The organism is Negativicutes bacterium (assembly GCA_021372785.1).
Classification (GTDB): Bacteria; Bacillota; JAAYKD01; order JAAYKD01; family JAAYKD01; genus JAJFTT01.
Window position 1 is genome coordinate 1 of sequence record JAJFTT010000037.1, and the last position, 17,904, is coordinate 17,904.

18 protein-coding genes are annotated in these 17,904 nt (G+C 51.4%); 9 read left to right on the forward strand and 9 right to left on the reverse strand.

Going from position 1 to position 17,904, the window contains the following annotated elements; all coding sequences use genetic code 11:
* The 4 genes from purQ to purE form a co-directional block, all read right to left on the reverse strand.
* On the reverse strand, positions 1-544 hold a 544-nt coding region (purQ, locus tag LLG09_05415), incomplete at its 3' end, for a phosphoribosylformylglycinamidine synthase subunit PurQ (protein MCE5196550.1).
* Positions 545-547: 3 nt separating this feature from the next.
* Entirely contained in the window at positions 548-799 is a 252-nt protein-coding gene (gene purS, locus LLG09_05420) for a phosphoribosylformylglycinamidine synthase subunit PurS (protein MCE5196551.1), read from the reverse strand.
* A 99-nt stretch (positions 800-898) separates the two neighbouring features.
* The gene (gene purB / locus LLG09_05425; GenBank protein ID MCE5196552.1) at positions 899-2,194 is read right to left on the reverse strand and encodes an adenylosuccinate lyase; all 1,296 of its coding nucleotides are present in this window, start codon (positions 2,192-2,194) and stop codon (positions 899-901) included.
* Positions 2,191-2,697: a 5-(carboxyamino)imidazole ribonucleotide mutase gene (gene purE, locus LLG09_05430; GenBank protein MCE5196553.1), complete on the reverse strand. Its 507-nt coding sequence runs from the start codon at positions 2,695-2,697 to the stop codon at positions 2,191-2,193. Before purE ends, purB begins: the two co-directional genes overlap by 4 nt.
* A gap of 279 nt (positions 2,698-2,976) precedes the next feature.
* Between purE and LLG09_05435 the strand changes: the two genes are divergently transcribed.
* Complete coding sequence (locus LLG09_05435; GenBank protein MCE5196554.1) at positions 2,977-3,357, forward strand: DUF2089 domain-containing protein; 381 nt, start codon at positions 2,977-2,979, stop codon at positions 3,355-3,357.
* Between the two features lie 80 nt (positions 3,358-3,437).
* Positions 3,438-5,054: a phosphodiester glycosidase family protein gene (locus LLG09_05440; GenBank protein ID MCE5196555.1), complete on the forward strand. Its 1,617-nt coding sequence runs from the start codon at positions 3,438-3,440 to the stop codon at positions 5,052-5,054.
* Positions 5,055-5,107: 53 nt separating this feature from the next.
* Here LLG09_05440 and LLG09_05445 read toward each other — a convergent pair whose 3' ends face one another.
* From LLG09_05445 to deoC, 3 genes are all read right to left on the reverse strand, one after another.
* Positions 5,108-6,394 carry a glycosyltransferase gene (locus tag LLG09_05445; GenBank protein ID MCE5196556.1) on the reverse strand — a complete coding sequence of 429 codons (1,287 nt, stop codon included), beginning with the start codon at positions 6,392-6,394 and terminating at the stop codon, positions 5,108-5,110.
* 393 nt (positions 6,395-6,787) lie between these two features.
* Positions 6,788-7,327 carry a redoxin domain-containing protein gene (locus LLG09_05450; protein ID MCE5196557.1) on the reverse strand — a complete coding sequence of 180 codons (540 nt, stop codon included), beginning with the start codon at positions 7,325-7,327 and terminating at the stop codon, positions 6,788-6,790.
* Positions 7,328-7,375: 48 nt separating this feature from the next.
* On the reverse strand, positions 7,376-8,080 hold the full coding sequence (gene deoC / locus LLG09_05455) for a deoxyribose-phosphate aldolase (GenBank protein ID MCE5196558.1): 705 nt from the start codon (positions 8,078-8,080) through the stop codon (positions 7,376-7,378).
* 104 nt (positions 8,081-8,184) lie between these two features.
* Between deoC and LLG09_05460 the strand changes: the two genes are divergently transcribed.
* From LLG09_05460 to LLG09_05480, 5 genes are all read left to right on the forward strand, one after another.
* Positions 8,185-10,242: a prolyl oligopeptidase family serine peptidase gene (locus LLG09_05460; protein ID MCE5196559.1), complete on the forward strand. Its 2,058-nt coding sequence runs from the start codon at positions 8,185-8,187 to the stop codon at positions 10,240-10,242.
* A gap of 24 nt (positions 10,243-10,266) precedes the next feature.
* Positions 10,267-11,277 (forward strand): hypothetical protein, encoded by a 1,011-nt coding sequence (locus LLG09_05465; GenBank protein MCE5196560.1) that lies wholly within the window; start codon positions 10,267-10,269, stop codon positions 11,275-11,277.
* Positions 11,278-11,441: 164 nt separating this feature from the next.
* Positions 11,442-12,731, forward strand: a complete 1,290-nt coding sequence (locus LLG09_05470) for an aminopeptidase P family protein (GenBank protein MCE5196561.1) — start codon at positions 11,442-11,444, stop codon at positions 12,729-12,731.
* A gap of 127 nt (positions 12,732-12,858) precedes the next feature.
* Entirely contained in the window at positions 12,859-14,823 is a 1,965-nt protein-coding gene (locus tag LLG09_05475) for a S9 family peptidase (GenBank protein MCE5196562.1), read from the forward strand.
* 66 nt (positions 14,824-14,889) lie between these two features.
* Positions 14,890-15,393, forward strand: a complete 504-nt coding sequence (locus LLG09_05480; GenBank protein MCE5196563.1) for a GNAT family N-acetyltransferase — start codon at positions 14,890-14,892, stop codon at positions 15,391-15,393.
* A 90-nt stretch (positions 15,394-15,483) separates the two neighbouring features.
* On the opposite strand, the gene LLG09_05485 is transcribed toward LLG09_05480, so the two are convergent.
* Complete coding sequence (locus LLG09_05485; protein ID MCE5196564.1) at positions 15,484-15,930, reverse strand: threonine/serine exporter family protein; 447 nt, start codon at positions 15,928-15,930, stop codon at positions 15,484-15,486.
* Entirely contained in the window at positions 15,927-16,694 is a 768-nt protein-coding gene (locus tag LLG09_05490) for a threonine/serine exporter family protein (protein ID MCE5196565.1), read from the reverse strand. The genes LLG09_05485 and LLG09_05490 overlap by 4 nt, the downstream gene beginning before the upstream one ends.
* Before the next feature lie 199 nt (positions 16,695-16,893).
* On the opposite strand from LLG09_05490, the gene LLG09_05495 reads away from it, so the two are divergent.
* Together LLG09_05495 and LLG09_05500 are read left to right on the forward strand one after the other, a co-directional pair.
* The gene (locus LLG09_05495) at positions 16,894-17,415 is read left to right on the forward strand and encodes a hypothetical protein (GenBank protein MCE5196566.1); all 522 of its coding nucleotides are present in this window, start codon (positions 16,894-16,896) and stop codon (positions 17,413-17,415) included.
* 34 nt (positions 17,416-17,449) lie between these two features.
* Positions 17,450-17,904: phosphatidylserine decarboxylase (locus LLG09_05500; protein ID MCE5196567.1), on the forward strand; the 455-nt coding region annotated here is incomplete at its 3' end.

The following is a 17,904-nucleotide window of genomic DNA, read 5'->3' on the forward strand; positions in this document are numbered from 1 at the left end:
CGTTGGGATTTGCTGCTGCCGTGAGCGCACCGTTTGCGTCGCAGTAGCGAAAAACGATTTGCTGGCGCTCTTCCAGACGGTCAATCGTGTCGGGATCCGCGAAATAATTGCCTTCCGCATGCGCGATGGGGATGCGGATCACCTGTTGAGCCTGATAGAGTCGGGTGAATTGTGTCTGATTGTTATCCACGCGCAGCCAGCGGTCTTCGCAAATGAACTGCAGGCCGGAATTTTTTAAGAAAGCGCCGGGCAGCAAGCCGCATTCGGTCAAAATTTGAAAACCATTGCAGATGCCGAGCAGCGGTTTGCCGGCTTTGGCGTGGGCAATCACCGCATCCATGATCGGTGAAAAACGGGCGATGGCGCCGCAGCGCAGATAATCGCCATAGGAAAAGCCGCCCGGCAAGACAACCGCATCAAAAGCGGATAAATCGGTTTCCTTATGCCAGACGGTAGTGACCGGTTCCTGCAGCACTTCTTTGATCACATGCACGCAGTCTACTTCACAGTTGGAGCCGGGAAAGAGGATCACAGCGAATTTCATGACCTACACCTCCGTCAGGGTCAGCGTATAATCTTCCATCACCGGGTTTGTCAGCAGGATACTGCACAGCTGACGGATCAGTGCCTCGGCCGCGCCGGCGTCGCCTGCTTCTACCACGATCTCCATAAATTTACCGATCCGCACCGATTTAACATCGTTATAATGCAGACTTCGTAAGGAATTCAAGACCGCAGAACCCTGCGGATCCAAAATACTGGGGCGCAGCGTAATGTTCAGGGAAGCTTTAAATGTCATCAGAAAACACTCCTTCTCATTCATCCTTTTTTGATGGCAGACCGAAACCTGACAGGAGAGGAAAAACGGCAGCTGGGAGCTACCGCTTTTTGCTTTATTTTAGACTAAGCCCAGCTTGGCAAAGATATCATCAACATACTTCAGGTGATGTCGAATGTCAAAACAATCATCCAGGTCAGCCGCGCTCAGTTTGTCTGTGATCAGCGGTTCCCGGCTGATCAAATCCCGGAAGGGCAGTTCTTCTTCCCAGGCGCGCATGGCATATTTCTGTACCAGATCATAGGCGGTTTCCCGCAGCAGCCCTTTCTCGATCAATTTGAGCAGGACTTGCTGGCTATGGATCAAGCCATGGCTCTTCTCGATATTGCGCAGCATATTTTTGGGGTAAACCAGCAAATTTTTGACAATATCGGTGAACTTGACCAAGAGATAATCAATCAAAGTGGTGGAATCGGGCAGGATGATCCGCTCCACGGAAGAGTGGGAAATATCGCGTTCATGCCAGAGAGGAATATCCTCCAGCGCGGCAATCGTGTTGCCGCGGATCACGCGGGCCAGTCCGCTGACTTGTTCACAGTTGACCGGGTTGCGTTTGTGCGGCATGGCGGAAGATCCTTTTTGGCCGGGACGGAACGGCTCTTCCACTTCCCGGATTTCTGTCTTCTGCAGACCGCGGATTTCTGTTGCATATTTATCCAGACAGGAAGCAATGATGGCAAGTGTGGTCATCAATTCGGCATGACGGTCACGCTGTAAAATCTGAGTAGAAATCAAGGCCGGCTGTAAATTCATCCCTTCGCAGACATAACGTTCCACAAAAGGGTCGACATTGGCATAAGTACCGACCGCACCGGAAATTTTACCGACGGCAATCGTTTCCTTGGCGCGGGCCAAACGAACGATATTGCGGCGGGTTTCGCTGTACCAAAGGGCTAATTTCAGGCCAAAGGTGGTTGGTTCCGCATGTACGCCATGGGTACGGCCCATGCAAGGCACGTCTTTATAACGAATCGCTTGCTGACGCAGCACTTCCGCAAAGCGATCAAGGTCTTCCTGAATCAGGCTGACCGCTTCTTTCAATACAGCGGACAGCGCGGTATCGACAACATCGGTGGAGGTGAGACCATAATGCAGATATTTCGATTCTTCTCCCAGGTTCTCTGCGATACAGCGGGTGAAGGCGACCACATCATGACGCGTTTCCGCTTCGATTTCATGGATCCGCCGCACATCAAAACGGGCGTTCTTGCGCAGCTGCTGCGCTGCTTCACGCGGGACAACGCCCAGCTCGGCCCAGGCTTCGGCTGCCAATAGTTCCACTTCCAGCCATTTTTGATAACGGTTGTCTTCTGACCACAATTTTGCCATTACAGGTCTGGTATAACGCTCAATCATATGGATGTGACCCCCTTTTCCTTTAGGTAAGCCGTATAACCGATCTTTGCTAATTTTTCATTCTTCGCCAGTACTTCCTGCGCCAGACTGTCTTTGTAGTTGGCAAAGGCTCGGGCGAGGCGGGGATTGTCAAGCGCCAGGATTTGCACCGCTAACAGAGCTGCGTTTTTTACGCCGTTGATTGCGACACAAGCAACGGGTACGCCGGTCGGCATCTGCACGATGGCGTAGAGCGCATCCACTCCCTGTAATGCGCCGGAAGCGAGCGGCACCCCGATCACCGGTAAGGTGGTACTGCCGGCGATTACGCCGGGCAAATGAGCAGCCAAACCTGCCGCGGCGATGACGACGCCAAACCCTTCAGTTGACAATCCGGCGGCATGTTCGGTCACATAATCGGTACAGCGATGCGCAGAGGCGATTGTCATTTCATAAGGCACGCCGAAATCCTCCAGGATTTTTGCGGCGGAGACCATCAAAGCCAGATCGGAATCACTGCCCATGACCAGCCAAACTTTCTTTTCCGTATGAATAACCCCTTTCTTGTCGGACACGAACGATTTAACGGGTAAAACCCTTAAATTGTTCGGTTATTTGTTAAATCATGAACATTATATCATGCTATATCAGAAAAGTCAACGTAAAAGGCGAACATTACTGGCAAGACAAATACATTTTGTTTGCTCAAATCAAAACGGTGAAATAGCACTTGACAAACACGGTAAAAACAGAGACAATAATAAAAAGAAGTTGAAGAAAGCTCCGCTGAAAGGAATGATCATATGAAACGTAAAGTACTTGGGCGCTGTCCGGTATGCTACGAAGCTCTTTCCGTCACCCGGCTGCATTGCGAGCATTGCGGTACAACCATTGAGGGGGAATTTGATGTCTGTAAATTCTGCCAGTTAAGTCCGGAACTGAAAGAATTTGTGGAAGTCTTTATCCGTTCCAGGGGGAACATCAAAGAAGTCGAACGCGAATTGGGAATTTCCTATCCCACCGTACGCAATCGCCTGGATAGCGTGATTGAAGCGCTGGGTTATACAGTCGACCGGCCGGACAGCGAAGATCAGAAGGCTGCTCAGCGGCGGACCGTTCTGGAACAATTGGGTAAAGGCGAGATCGGCATGGAAGATGCCATGGAGAAAATCAAACAGATTTAGGTCAGCTTGACCCAGGCGGCAGACGCAGCAGACAGGAACAGGCGCTGTTGTCTGCTGTTTTTTAAAGGAGACGTGGTCGTGTGAAAAAACGCCTTTTTTTCTGCATCGTACTCTTCGGTTTTCTCTGCAACAGCGCGTTGACAGCCGGCGCCGCGGAGAACAAACTGCAAGCGAGAATCCAACCAATTCAGCTGGGTGACACCACATATCAACTGAAATATGTCCGGGCCGATTTAACGGATCCGAAGGTGAAGTTTGGCGGTGTCCTGGCGCAGGATCGGATTGCCGCGCTGGCGAACCTGGATGACATGGCGGCAGAATTGCTGCAAAGCGGAATCGCTTCTCTGGCGATGATCAACGGCGGCTATTACGGAGCCTACGAGAAATTACCGCTGCCCTATGGTGTGATACAGCTGCAGGGGGAATTTCTGCATCTCGGCAATATTGGTTCGGTCTTTGCGGTGGATTCGTCCGGCAAGAGCAGGGTGGAACGCTTGCATACCAAAATCAGCGGCTGCATCCAGCGAAGCGGTGCGGAGGATCAGAGCTGGTCTGCCCGGGGGATGAACCATCGCTATCAGACGGCGGGTGAAATCATCCTGTTTACACATGCCTTCGGCAACACGACCGGCAGTCATACCGGAATATCCGTCGTTGTGCGGCAGGGCATCGTCAGCGAGATCGTACGCGGTGAAGCGGCGATCGACCGGGACGGTTTTACCCTGTTGATCGATGACAGCGAGTACGCCGGGCGCTTCCAGCCGGGGGATCGGGTGACCTACCAAATAGAGACTTATGAGAACCAAATCAGCGACGGGGTCGCGGTTCCGGGCGGGCGCCTGGACTGGAGCGATATCGTTTTTGCCCTGGGAGCCGGACCGACGCTGGTGAAAAACGGCGCAATTGCCTGTGATCCTGCGGCGGAAGGTTTTACAGAACAGCATTTATTCACAGGCAAAGAGCAGCGCAGTTTTCTCGCGATGACCAAGGCGGGTGAGCTGGTTTTTGGCACAGTGGCTGCCTGTTCCATCAGGGATTTAGCCCTGGCGGTCCAGGCACTCGGCGCCGAGAATGCCATCAATTTGGATGGCGGCGATTCGTCGGCTTTCTTGGTGGACGGTGTATTCTATACCCAGGCGACGCGTCCGCTGAGCAATGCTGTCTATCTTGGCTTGCAGGATATACCGGCAGATGCTTGGGCAGAGGCGGAAATTACGGCGGCGGAAGCCAATGATTTGGTTCCGCTCATCCTGCAGCGGCGCTATACGGAACCGATTAGCAGGGAAGAAGCCTGTCAGCTGGCGGTCTTGCTCTATCAACGCCTGGCGGGACAGGCGGATTTGACTTTACCTGACGCAGAATCCTATCTCGAACAGGCTCGCCGTCTGGCTCTCTTGTCTGACCTGAACTGGACCCCGGCAGAAGCAGCCACGAACTGCCAGCGTCAGCAGCTGATGCAGCTGTTTGACGCGGTTTGGCAGCACTTTTCCGGCCCGCTCAAGCATCCTGCCGCTCTGATCAGCGTTGATCAACGCGAGGTGGCGGCAGAAGCACGCGCAGCCGTCGAACGCCTGGTTGCCGGCGGCATCGTGCGGGGAACCGATTTTGCACATCTTGCGCCCCGTGCGCCGGCGACACGTGAAATGGCGGTTCTGATCAGTCACCGAATCTTTGCCTCCTGCAAAACAATCAATTAAGTAAAAAAAGAACCGCTGTGAAATTGAATTTTCGCAGCGGTCTTTTTGACTTTTTAGCGGACTTGTTCGATTGTTTTCGTCACCGTATGGCTGATTGGCTTCCATTCCACTTTCTGGAACAGAGCGACCAGCGAAATTGGAATATAGGAGGCAATAAAAATAGGGAAACTAAAGCTGTAGAGGATTTTTTTCCACCAGACGCAGTTGATTCTTTTCCATTCCGCCATGGTTGTCAGCGCACCCATCAGGAATAAAACCGCGTAAAAGTTGAATAAAGCGCCGGCCAGTGCCATGGCTGCCGTCGGCACAATAATGGAAAAAAGGTGTGTGCTCAAATTACCATAGAGACCGAAAACCAAAAAGCCGAGGTCGACCACCAAACTGAACAAAGTGAGAAACATCGAAGGCAGGATGGTCATCAGCATATCATAACTGGAGAGTAAATGTTGATTGCCCTGAAAAAGAGCTTTGCCTAATTTTGCACCGTAATTTTGAAACACCTGATAGAAGCCTTTGGCCCAGCGCAACCGCTGCAGCCAGGACTGCTGGAAGGTATAAGGCTGCTCATCATAAAAAACAGCGGTGGGACAATAACCGATTTTTTCACCGTGCAGGATGCAGTCGATGGAAAATTCGATATCTTCGGTCAGCAGATGGTATTTCCAGCCTTTATTCTGCTCGATGATACTCTTCTTCAATAAAAAACCGGTACCGGAAACCGCACAGCTGGTGTTCAGCAAAGTGCGGGAATAGTTCAAAAAACGCGCTTCCCGCAGAAACCAAAGGGAGGAACCTGCCGAAATCCAGTTGGTATCATAATTTTTGGAATTGCGATAGCTGGTTATGACATTATGCTTGCCCTGATCGAACAACCGATTCATTTCGCTGATATAATTGGCATCCAGCAGATTATCGGCATCAAAAATAAAAAAACCTTCATATTGGTCGAACAGGTTATCTTGCTGTAATTGCTTGAAAAAATAATCCAGCGCATATCCTTTGCCAACTTGCTGATAATCAAAACGTTCGTAAACGATTGCTCCGGCTGCCCGGGCGGCGGCTGCAGTTTGATCTGTACAGTTATCGGCGACCACAAAAACATCAAGCAAACCGGCAGGATAATTCTGCTGTTTGATGCTGGCAATCAGATGACCGATCACTTTTTCTTCATTGCGTGCGGCAGAGATCACGGCGTAGCGGTGAAGACGCGGCTGGCAAGTTTCCTTCTGACGCCGGCTGCCGGGAAACAAGGAAACCATAACATAGACGAGTTGGTAAAAATACAACACAGCGAAAATCAACCAAATCAGCTGATTAAAGCGTTCAAATTGTAATAGCACTGTCTGCCTCCTTAGAATCGTTCTTAATCACCAGGCTGCGATTTGTTTCTTGTTATTATAGCCGCAAACGGAGGCAGTTGCAACTGTTTTGCTGAATTTTCAGGGAAATATAATTAAATTAGTAAAATATGCCAAAATAAGTCAAAACATTTAAGAAAATACGAAAAATCAATGAACGTCTTTCTAGGGCAGGGCAGCCGCCGGGCGGCTGGGCAAGCTCACTCAGAAAAATAATCACGTTTTTAGAAAGAGAATGCGGTAAGAAAATGGTCATTGCTGCCTGCTGTGCAAAGCAGGATTCCCTGCAAAAAAGCTGCCGGAACAATCAAACCGGTGGTTGCTCCGGCAGAGAAAGATGATCTTGCTGGCTGATCCTTCCCGAACGTTCCGGTTCTAAAGCAGCGCCAGCAGCTCTTCGGCATCCGGTATATCCGCTAAAGATTCCGCGTATTTCACAAAGAGGACCTGTCTGTTCCGATCTAAAATCAGCGCCGCCTGCAGCTGATTCTCTTCGCCTTCATATTTGCCATGCTGAAAACCTCTTGATTTGGCTTTCGCGAGGCGCGATAATGTTTTCAGACTGACCGCTTTTTTTAAATCCTCCGCGACATTGAGATCATAGAGATGATAGATGGTTTGTTCCGGATCCAGAATGATCGGAAAAGGCAGGCTGTCTTCATTCAGTTCCGCTTGCATCGTCTCCGGCGCGCTCTGCAGAGCAATCAACACCTGGACCCCTTTGGCAGCGAATTTAGGATAGGCTTCCGCCATTTCTGCGATGTCGAGCTGACAGAGAGAACAACCATAGTAACGGGAAAAGATCAGTATGGTTTTGGGCGCTTTGGCAACCCATTCGGAGAATTTCTGGTTTTCCAGCCAGGGGGTGCGGAAGGTAAAATCAGGAGCAATTTGACCTTGGACTAATTTTGACATCAGAGTCACCCTTTCATTTTAATTTTCCGGTATCTCAGAGGATTGGCCTCAATGAGTCTCATATTCCAGTATAATTGCCGGTCCCGAACTCGTACCGATACGATTGGCTCCTGCTTTTATCATGGCAAGCGCGGCAGCGGCGCTGCGGATTCCGCCGGAGGCTTTGACACCCATCGTTCTGCCAACGGTTTTGCGCATCAGCTCTACATGGTACTCGGTCGCGCCGCCGCTGGAGAACCCGGTGGAAGTTTTGACAAACGCTGCGCCGGCTCTTTGCGCCGAAAGACAGGCAGTAACGATTTCTTCGTCAGTCAGCAGGCAGGTTTCTAAAATTACTTTCACAAGCGCTTCTTTACCGGCAGCCCGGCAGACTGCCCTCAGATCGGATTCCACGCTTTGCCAGTCGCCGCTTTTCGCGGCGCCAATCGCCAACACCATATCCAATTCAGCGGCGCCATTGGCAATCGCCCGGTGTGCTTCTTCTGCCTTATCCTCACTGCAGACGGCGCCTAAGGGAAATCCGATCACAGTACAGACCTTAACCGGACTGCCGGTCAGCAGTCCGGCAGCGAAACTGACATAAACAGGGTTAATACAGACCGAGGCTAAGCTGTATTGTCTGGCTTCCCGACACAGCTTCTCAATCTGCGCAGCGGTAGCATCCGCTTTCAGCAGAGTATGATCAATCATGGCCGCTAGGTTCACTTTCTGAATCCTCCTTACACTGAGTAAATCATAACTGTAGTGTAACATAAAAGCGAATAAAAGAGAATAGCATCTTTTCCGCGGAGGATAGGAAGGAAACAAGTTCATAAATGCGAATATTAGGGAGGAGTAAAAATAAAGGAGATGATTGGATGCGGCAACGCATCGTGACTCGCCGTATGGAGCAAATTGATGATTTTCATGGCACACCGGTGGCGGACCCCGACCGTTGGCTGGAGGATGATTTTGATCCTGAAGTCAGGGCATGGACAGCCGCTCAAAATGCGGAGACGAATGCTTATTTACAGCAATATGCCATTCACCGGCAATTGCAGGAACGCCTGACTTCTCTTTACCGATATCCGAAACAAAGTCTGCCTCTGAAAAAGGCCGGAAAATACTACTCTAGCCGCAACAGCGGCTTGCAGAATCAGTCTGTGATCTATCAGCATGAGAATTTAAATGATCTTGGCCGGATTGTCCTCGATCCCAATCTGCTGAGTGAGGACGGGACAGTGGAAGCAGCTCATTTTGAGGTCAGCCCGAGGGGGAATTTTTGCGCCTACGGCCTCTCGCAAAGCGGCAGTGACTGGCAGCGGATTCTGGTGAAAGATCTGCGGCAGGATCTCGTCTGCAGCGATGAAATCAACTGGGTTAAATTTACTCAAATTGCCTGGCTGCCTGACGAGACCGGTTTTTTTTACACACGTTTTCCGGATCCCGCGACGGTAGCCGCGGAAAATATCAGTCGTGATGCAAAAATTTATTTGCATCGCCTGGCGGAGGCTCAGGCGGACGATACGCTGGTCTATGAAAATAAAGAACACCCGGACTGGGGGTTCAGCTTGTCGGTCAGTGATAACGGCAAATGGCAGCTGCTGCTGATCCGGATTGGAACCGATCCGCGCAGTTTGATCTGGTTTCGTCCCCTTGACAGTCAGGCAGAATTCATTCCGCTGGTCAATGAGTTTCAGGCGTCCTTCGATCTGGCCGGCTGGCTGGATAATCGTCTTTTTCTGCGCACCAATCAGAATGCTCCCATGGGATGCTTGCTGGCGGTTGATCTGACCCTGACGGCAAAACCGAACTGGCAGACCGTTTTGCCCGAAAAATCGGATCTGTTGGACGAGGTCCGGCTGGTACATCATCAAATCATCTGCACCTATCTCAAGGATGCTGCGCATGTGCTGGAGCGGTATGATGCGGAGGGGAATTTCCTGCGGCAAATACCTCTGCCCGCTTTGGGAACCGTGCGGGGTTTGAGCGGAGGGGCGGAGGATGAGGAGTGTTTTATCCTGTTCAACAGTTTCCTGTATCCCGATACCATTCTGCGCTATGATTGCAAGACAGAAGAAACCGATATTTGGTTTTGTCCGCGGCTCGATTTCCCTTTTGATCAATTTGAAACCATTCGGGTGTTTTATCCATCCAAAGACGGTACGCAGATTCCGATGTTTATCACCCGCAGCAAAGCCATCAAGCTGGACGGCCATAATCCCACGCTGCTCTACGGCTATGGCGGTTTCAGCATCAACCGCACCCCGAATTTTTCTCCGCAGGTCCTGGCCTGGCTGCAGGCCGGAGGTGTTCACGCAGAACCTTGCCTGCGCGGCGGTGCGGAGTATGGCGAAGCCTGGCATCTGGCCGGGACATTGGCCAATAAACAGAATGTTTTTGACGACTATATCGCTGCGGCCGAATGGCTGATAGCGCAGAATTATACCTGCCGGCGGCGGCTTGGCATAATGGGGCGTTCGAATGGCGGTCTCCTGACCGGGGCTTGCCTGACGCAGCGGCCCGATTTGTACGGCGCTGTGATCGTCTGGGTGCCTGTCCTGGACATGCTGCGCTATCATCGCTTTACGGTCGGTCGTTATTGGACCGGTGAATATGGCAATGCCGAGCAAAATCCGGAACACTTCCAATTTATGTATGCCTATTCCCCGCTGCATAACGTCAAAATGAACCGGGTTTATCCGCCGACTCTGATCATGACGGCCGATATGGATGATCGGGTGGTTCCCTGCCAGGCGCGTAAATTTACGGCGACCTTGCAGGCTGCCGATGCCGGCAGCAACCCCATATTGCTGCGCGTGGAAAAAAGCGCGGGACACGGTCATGGCAAGCCGATTTCCAAACTGATTGAGGAACAGACGGATTTGTATGCGTTTTTAATGATTCAGCTGATGGATCAAAGAGAGAAAGTATAAACAGGGAACCGAGGAGGAAGCGAATTGGAAGAAAAAGTATTGAAACCGGCAGGGATCAATATGCTGCAAATATTGGTCATTCTGGTCATCACGATTCTGGCTATATATACTTTCGTTATTGTCATGACAGACGGTGCGGAAACCAAACAGATCTTTATGTCGACCGAAGGGGTAGCCGACATGGAAAAGCTGTCCGAGGCAGAGCTTATCCTGGAATATAAAACCGACGATTTTTATGCCTATTTTACGAAAAACCAAAGTGATGTGTCGGTCTATGCCATGGTACCGAAATTGATTTTCTGGGTGTATCATTATCCTTCCAGCAAAAATCCGCAGGGGCTGACTGCCAGAAACGGCACACTCTACTATTATGGCACAGTGGAGCAAAAGAACGGCGCCGGTGTTACGCTGCAGACACCCGAAGGCAGGCAGCTGACGGCGGTCAAGCAAGTCACAACCGCCGCCGGAGTAAACAATATTGTCTCCTTTATTTTTGCCATCGAAAACTATGCGGGGCAAATCGGCGATTATCAGCTGCTGGTTTTCGATGCGGAGGGGAGCTGCCTGACCGTACAGGAAGAGAGCTTAAATCAGGCGAAATTTCAGTTGACGCAGAGTATTGCCGGTGTGACGGATATTGCCAAACAGCGTTATTTTGCGGCGTCGGGTGAAAATGCCGACAAATGGCCGGAAGTGCTGGCTGCCTTTACCGCCGCGATCACAAATTTAAAACAAACTGAGATTGTCAGGCTGGACGAAAGCAAAGCAAAAACAACAACCCAAACAGCCACTGCCGAACTGAATCTGGGCCGCCATCTTACCATTTACACGGCAAAACAATATCAGATTTGGGAACATACGATCAGCTGGAAAATTATGCTGGACGGCAGTTATGCCGGTACGGTGATTTATCAGGAGAATGATTACCGTGATGTCGGCACCTACACAAACCAGAGCAAAGGTGAAATCGTGCGGTATTACAGCAGCGCTGATCTGCAGGCGGTAACGGCTCTCTTTCGCATGTTTACCGAATAAAACAACGCCGCTTGCGCGGCGGCGATTGTCCGGATCTGTTTTGAGCGCGAAAGAGGGGGAAAATAAAAATCAAGCCGCAGCGGAAGAACGGCAGGGAGAATTCAGGTCTGAGTGGAAGTACGTGTGGTTCAATGATCGGATAATTTTTTAAGGAGGCAAAATGCATGGCTTATACAACGGAACAGCATCGGGTGGCCAATCACGAAGGTCAATGGCAGGATAAAATACTGCCGGTGAGACAACAGGCTGAAGTGATCAATCGCTGGCTGAAACTGCGCCTGGACACGGTTTTACCCGCAATCATGCGGCGGGAGCATTTTGATCTGTGGATCGTCGCCTGTCGTGAGTATAACGAAGACCCAACTTTTTTATCCTTAATTCCCGAACCCGGCATGAGTGCCAGACGAATGACGATTCTGATTTTTCAGCTCATGCCGGATCAGACCGTAGAGCGGTTTGTCCTGGCAAAAACGGCAATCGGCGGAGATCTCTATCAACCGGTCTGGAATCAAACCCTGGGCGACCAATGGGCCAACCTGCGGGCGCTGGTGGAAGAGCGGCAGCCACGGCGAATCGGTATCAATGTGGGTCACACCTTTGCTTTCGGCGACGGTCTTTCTCATGCGCTCTATGAAGAGATGATGACCGCTTTGGGTGAAAAGTACGCGGCAAGGTGCTTTGGCGCGGAACGTTTGGCGGTAGGTTGGCTGGAAACCCGTACCGAAGCGGAAATTATCGCTTATGAAGGGATCATGCAAATCGCGCACGGTGTCATTGCGGAGGCATTCTCCAGCCGGATTGTGCATCCCGGTATCACGACAGCAGCCGATCTGCTCTGGTGGATACGGCAGCGCTTCGTTGATCTGGGTTTGAAACCCTGGTTTCAGCCGGATGTGAATATTCAGCGCAGAGGCAGTCCTTCGCTGCCGGCAGACAGTATTATCTTACCCGGGGATTTACTGCACTGTGATGTTGGTTTTGCCTATCTGCGTTTACATACCGATACGCAGCAGAACGCCTATGTGCTGCATCGGCAGGAAACGGATGCGCCGCAAGGCTTAAAGGATGCCCTGCAAGCCGGTAACCGCTTGCAGGATATTGTCCGGGCTGAGATGCAGGTTGGCCGTACGGGGAATCAGGTTTTGCGGTTGAGCCGGGAGAAGGCGATGGCGGAAGGATTATTGCCTTGTGTCTACAATCACCCCATCGGTTATCACGGACATGCCGCCGGGCCGACCATCGGTCTTTATGATCAGCAGGATGGAGTTCCCGGCCGGGGGGACTATGAATTATTCGATTCTACCTGTTATGCCCTGGAATTGAATGTCCGCTTCCCTGTGGCGGAATGGGACAATCAGGAAGTAACCATGGCATTGGAGCAGACGATTTTGCTGAAAGACGGCAAGACATGGTTCCTGGATGGTCGACAGGAAACTCTGCATTTGATTCGATAGAGGGACAAAAATGAGCAAAAAGACAAAAGTAATTCTGGTGTGGCTTCTCGTTGCGGCTATGGTAGTACCAACGATGATTTCTGTCGTTGCATCCTTGCTGCGCTAATCGAAGGAAGGAGTGTCTCAATTGAATAAACCGTTTACAATCAATGATTTAATCAGCATCAAAGGCGTCGGCGCAGCTCAGGTTTCTCCCGATGGCGAGAAAATAGTCTATGTTGTCAGTGAAACACTGGAAAAAGAAAATGGCTATCGTTCCTGCCTCTGGTTAAGAGAAGGCGAGCGGCAGCGTCAATTGACCAACGCTCAAATTCCTGCCGTCAAAGACGGCAATCCCAAATGGTCACCGGATGGCAGTATGATTGCTTTTACCACCAACCGGGAAAAAAATAATCAGATCTGGCTGATTCCGGTCAGCGGCGGCGAAGCAAGAAGCCTGACCAACCTATTTAAAGGGACAGGCGCTTATAACTGGTCGGCGGATGGCAGTAAGATTTATTTTACAGCCAAAGAAGAAACAACGGCGGAGAGCAAACCCCGGGAAGGCGCGTCTTTTGAGCATGTTACCCGTTTGAATTATAAAATGAACGGCGTCGGTTTTTATGACGGTTATTGGAATCAGTTGTGGTCCATTGAAGTCAACAGCGGCAAGTTGGAGCGTCTGACCAGCGGCGCTTACCATTGCGGCGAGCCGATTCCTTCCCCCGACGGGAAATGGCTGGCCTTTGTTTCCAACCGAACCGGCGACGAGCAGAATTCGGTTTCCGATTTATGGCTGCTCTCGCTCGCCGACGGCAGTCTGACCAATCTGACCCGGCAAAAAGTCTCGCTCTCCGGCGCCTCCTGGCTGAAAGACAGCAGCGGCCTGGTTTATGGCGGTCATCACAAAGGATTGATCAACGGCGCCGTCGCAGAGATTTGGCAGGTCAATCTGCAGGGTGAACACAATCTGCTATCCCGCGGCTTTGACTTTTTGATCGGTACGGCTGCCGGATCGGATGTGCGCTTTGACAGCGGCTCTGCCGGGCCAACGGTCGCCGCCTGCGGCAAATATGTTTTCTTTACCGCCACCGAAGGCGGCAATGCTTATCTCTATCGCCTGGTCTTGGCCAGCGGGGAAATTTCCCGCCTGTGGGGGGAGGGAATGATGACTGTTTTTAGTTTCCATGAAGCCAAAGGGGTGATCGTCGCCAATATCAGCACACCGGAAGCGACGGCTGACTTATGGCTGGCGGATTTGAAAAAAGAAAGCCGCTTCCATCAGATCACCGCAGTCAACGAGAAACTGTTTGCGGAGCGCTGGGTGGCGAAAGCAGAGAATATTCACTTCAGCCATCCCGACGGAACAGATTTGGAAGGCTGGCTGCTGAAGCCTTACGGCTACGAGGAGGGTCAGCAGTATCCTTTGGTGATGGAGATTCACGGCGGACCGAACGCGGCATACGGCAATGCCTTCTTCCATGAATTCCAAGTCCTGGCCGGGCTGGGTTATGGCGTCTTTTACGGCAACCCGCGCGGGTCGGTCGGCTATGGAGAAGCCTTTGCAACGGCCATTATCGGTGACTGGTGCGGCATCGATGCCGATGATCTGTTGTTTATGGCGGAACAGGTTCGTGCTTTGCCTTGGGTCAATGCGGCGAAAATGGGGGTGACCGGCGGCAGTCAGGGTGGTTATTTCACCAACTGGCTGGTCGGACATACCGACCTTTTTGCCGCCGCGGTCACACAGCGCGGCATGTCCAATTTGCTGAGTAAATACGGCACGGCCGACAACGGCTGGTCGCACGATAAACGCGGGATGGGCGGAGCCGATATTTGGGACAGCGAAGACCTTTTGATGGAACGCTCTCCCATTCGCTATGCGCCGAAAGTATCGACGCCGCTCCTGTTCCTGCACAGCGATCAGGATTATCGCTGTCCGCTGGAACAAGCGGAGCAATTCTATGTTGCTCTGAAACGTTTGGGCAAGACAACGGAAATGGTGATCTTCCACGGTGAAAACCACGAATTATCCCGCAGCGGCAAACCTGCCAACCGCTTAACTCGTTTGGATTTTATGATGGGGTGGTTCAAGCGCTTCCTCAGCGAATAAAAAAACAAGCAGGGATGTCTCACTGGCAGAGATATCCCTGCTTGCTCATAGCAGGAGGTAAAAGGGATGTGGCAAATCAGACCGGCCCAAGCGGCGGATCTACTTGCTTTGGGTCAAATCCATTTCCAGGCGTGGACAGAAACTTACACCGGCCTGATCGATCAGGCTTACCTCGATCGCCGCAGTGAGGCGAAAAGCATCGCTGCCGCAAAGCGTCAGGGAATTGAAAATGTCCTGATTGCCGAATGGCAGGGCAACCCGGTTGGCTTTGTCCGCTACGGCAAGACGCGTGATACAGATTTACCGGAAGGTTACGGTGAGGTCGGCGGGCTCTATCTGCTGCGCTCTGCGCAGAGAAAGGGTTTGGGAAAGGCGCTGATGCAGGCTGCGCTGCAAGCGCTGCAGGAAATGGGTTTTCACTCCGTGATGCTTTGGGTTTTGGACAGCAATCAAACCGCGATTCATTTCTATGAAAAAGCTGGCTTCCGGCCGGATGGCAGCACGAAAGAAGCTGTGATCGGAACTCCCGTGCGGGAAATCCGCTACCGCATCAACCTTGACGGCAAATAGATGATCAAAACCTCTCCCGTTTGCTGTCTGCAGACGCAGACAGCAAACGGGAGAGGTTTTCTAATTGTAGCGGAAGAAAAAACCTTCATTTTACTTGCTCTTTTTTCGATTTTGCTGCCATTTTTGCAGCAGGCGATTGAACCGCAGCAGGATCAGTTCGGCGATGCTCAACCCTCCCGCAATGGAAAAGGTGACGGCTGCCACCGATATGATGCCCAGCAGGGAGGAACTATAATCGCCGTCGATCATGGCGCGCAAAGCGCTGTAAGCGGTTGCCCCCGGGACCAGAACAATAATGCCGGGAATTGTCATCGAAGTGACCGGAACTTGCAGACGGGGCGCCAGCAGATAGGCGACGGCGGCAATCAAAAATGCCGCCAGGAAGGTACCGAAGAAAGAGTCGGCCAGCCAGACCTGGGCAGTCACCCAGGCAAGCGAACCGCTGAAGGCCGCGATGATGGTTGGCCGCCGCGGGACATCAAAGAGATAAGCATAACAAATCACTGCGCTGAAAGAAAAAAGAAAGTCGTAAATCATAGCGGCAACCTCCGCGAGAACAGCGTAAAGACGGTATAGACACCGGCTGCGATGGTAATCAAGGTGATCACAGCCTCAGTCAAACGTGTCGTGCCGGATAAGAGATCGCCGTTCGTCAATTCCCGGACACTGACGGTAAGCGGCACGCCGGGCAGCAGAAAAATCAAAGACGCCAGTAAAACACGGTCCATGTCGCCGCCGGTTAAGCTTGGGTAGAGGAAAGTCAGGACGGTCAGACAAAAACTGGTGCAGTAAGTCGAGATAAAATCCGGCAGCCGCCAGAAAGCAAAGAGATCTGTCAGGTAACTGGCCAAAAAACCATTGATCGTGGCGTAACATAAAGGGAAGGGACCGCGCAGCTGAAATAAAACCGAAAACGAGAGCGTGCCGAAGGCGGAAGCCAGCGCTTTGCGCAAAGGAGAGCGATGGGTCGGAGCGGTGGCCAGCTTTTGCAAGCTTGCTTCGGCTTCGTCAAAAGTGATTTCAGCACTGCAAAAGCGACGGGAGATCGAATTGATTTCGATAATGATGCCAAGACCGGTCCGACGGCTGTGTATGCGGCGGACATAGGTATAGACCTGATTGTGCACGGTAAAGCTGGCCTGGATACCGGATAAAACAGCCAGCGTATCCGCGCGTTCCGCTCCCAGAGCATAAGCCATCCGTTCCATCGTTTGTTCCACCCGGAAAATTTCAGCGCCGTTGACTAATAATAATTCTCCGGCCAGCATGGGCAATTGAAAACGGGAGGACCACTGATCCATGGCAAACCACCTTTCCGACCGACGGTCAATTTGTATAGTCTGTTTGGATTGTCACTCATTTTCAGCTTTCTGTCAAGTGCCTGATTGACAGATAAAAACCGGGACGCCTCGCCGCTGTGTTTCGCTGTTGAGCTGCAGGCTGAGCTTAAATTTACATTGATTTGACGGGAAATCTGTTGCATAAAGCCAAATATATGGTATGATAGAAGTTAACAAAACAATCCGGGAAGGCGGTGAGGCCAAAGTTTTCCACAAAAAACTTTGGCATGGGATGGATATCATAAGTCTGATTATACTTGCCGTTGTTGGTAATCAGCTGAGGCAGAAAAGCAAACAGAATCGCAGCATGAACCAGTCGCGCGAGTTTAATTCCTCCGGCAACAATGATGATTTGGAACGCAAAGCCATGAGACAACATCAACGCCGCGAGGTTCGCACTCCCCGCGATACACCTGCCACAGAACCGATTGAAGTGATGTCCGAAAGCACAATCTACGCCTGCCTGCAGCTAGTCAACGAATATGCCGGTTTAAGCAGTGCGCAGCGCAGCGAATTGGAGCATCGCATGAACGATGTGGTGAAGGCTCAATTTTACCATATGTATAACTGCTTATGGCAGATGACGGATATTCAGCAACTGGAATATCTGACCCAGCAAAGCCATAACGGTCTCTATAGCCAAATCGGCAATTTCGCTTTACGTTATTACGGCAGGCAATGAGTCTGCGGCTTTAATTTTTTCAAGGAGTGTAGCCATGCCAATCAGCATCAGGACTCAATTAGAAAATCTCTCGCTTTGGGTCGTGTCTCACCCGATCGGATCGAAATTGGTTCGTTGCCTTTATTCTTTACCGGTCAGCAGACACTTTATCCCCCTCTTTTGTCTTGCTTTTCAAGTCAATCAACAGGAAACGGAGCAGCCGCCTGGCAGTTACGGTTCCATTCGTGCATTCTTCCTGCGCCGCTTACGCAAAGGTGCCAGAGAAATTTGTCTTAATCAGACAGCCGTTGTCAGCCCGGCGGACGGTTCGGTGATTGCCATGGGCAAGATCCGGCAAAGCAGCCTGCTGCAGGTAAAAGGCAAGCGCTACTCTCTGCAAAGGCTGTTGGTTTCCAGGCGACACAGCCAACGCTTTCTCAACGGACAATATCTGACCATTTACATGTCGCCCGGAAAATATCATCACGTTCACGCTCCGTTTGACTGCGA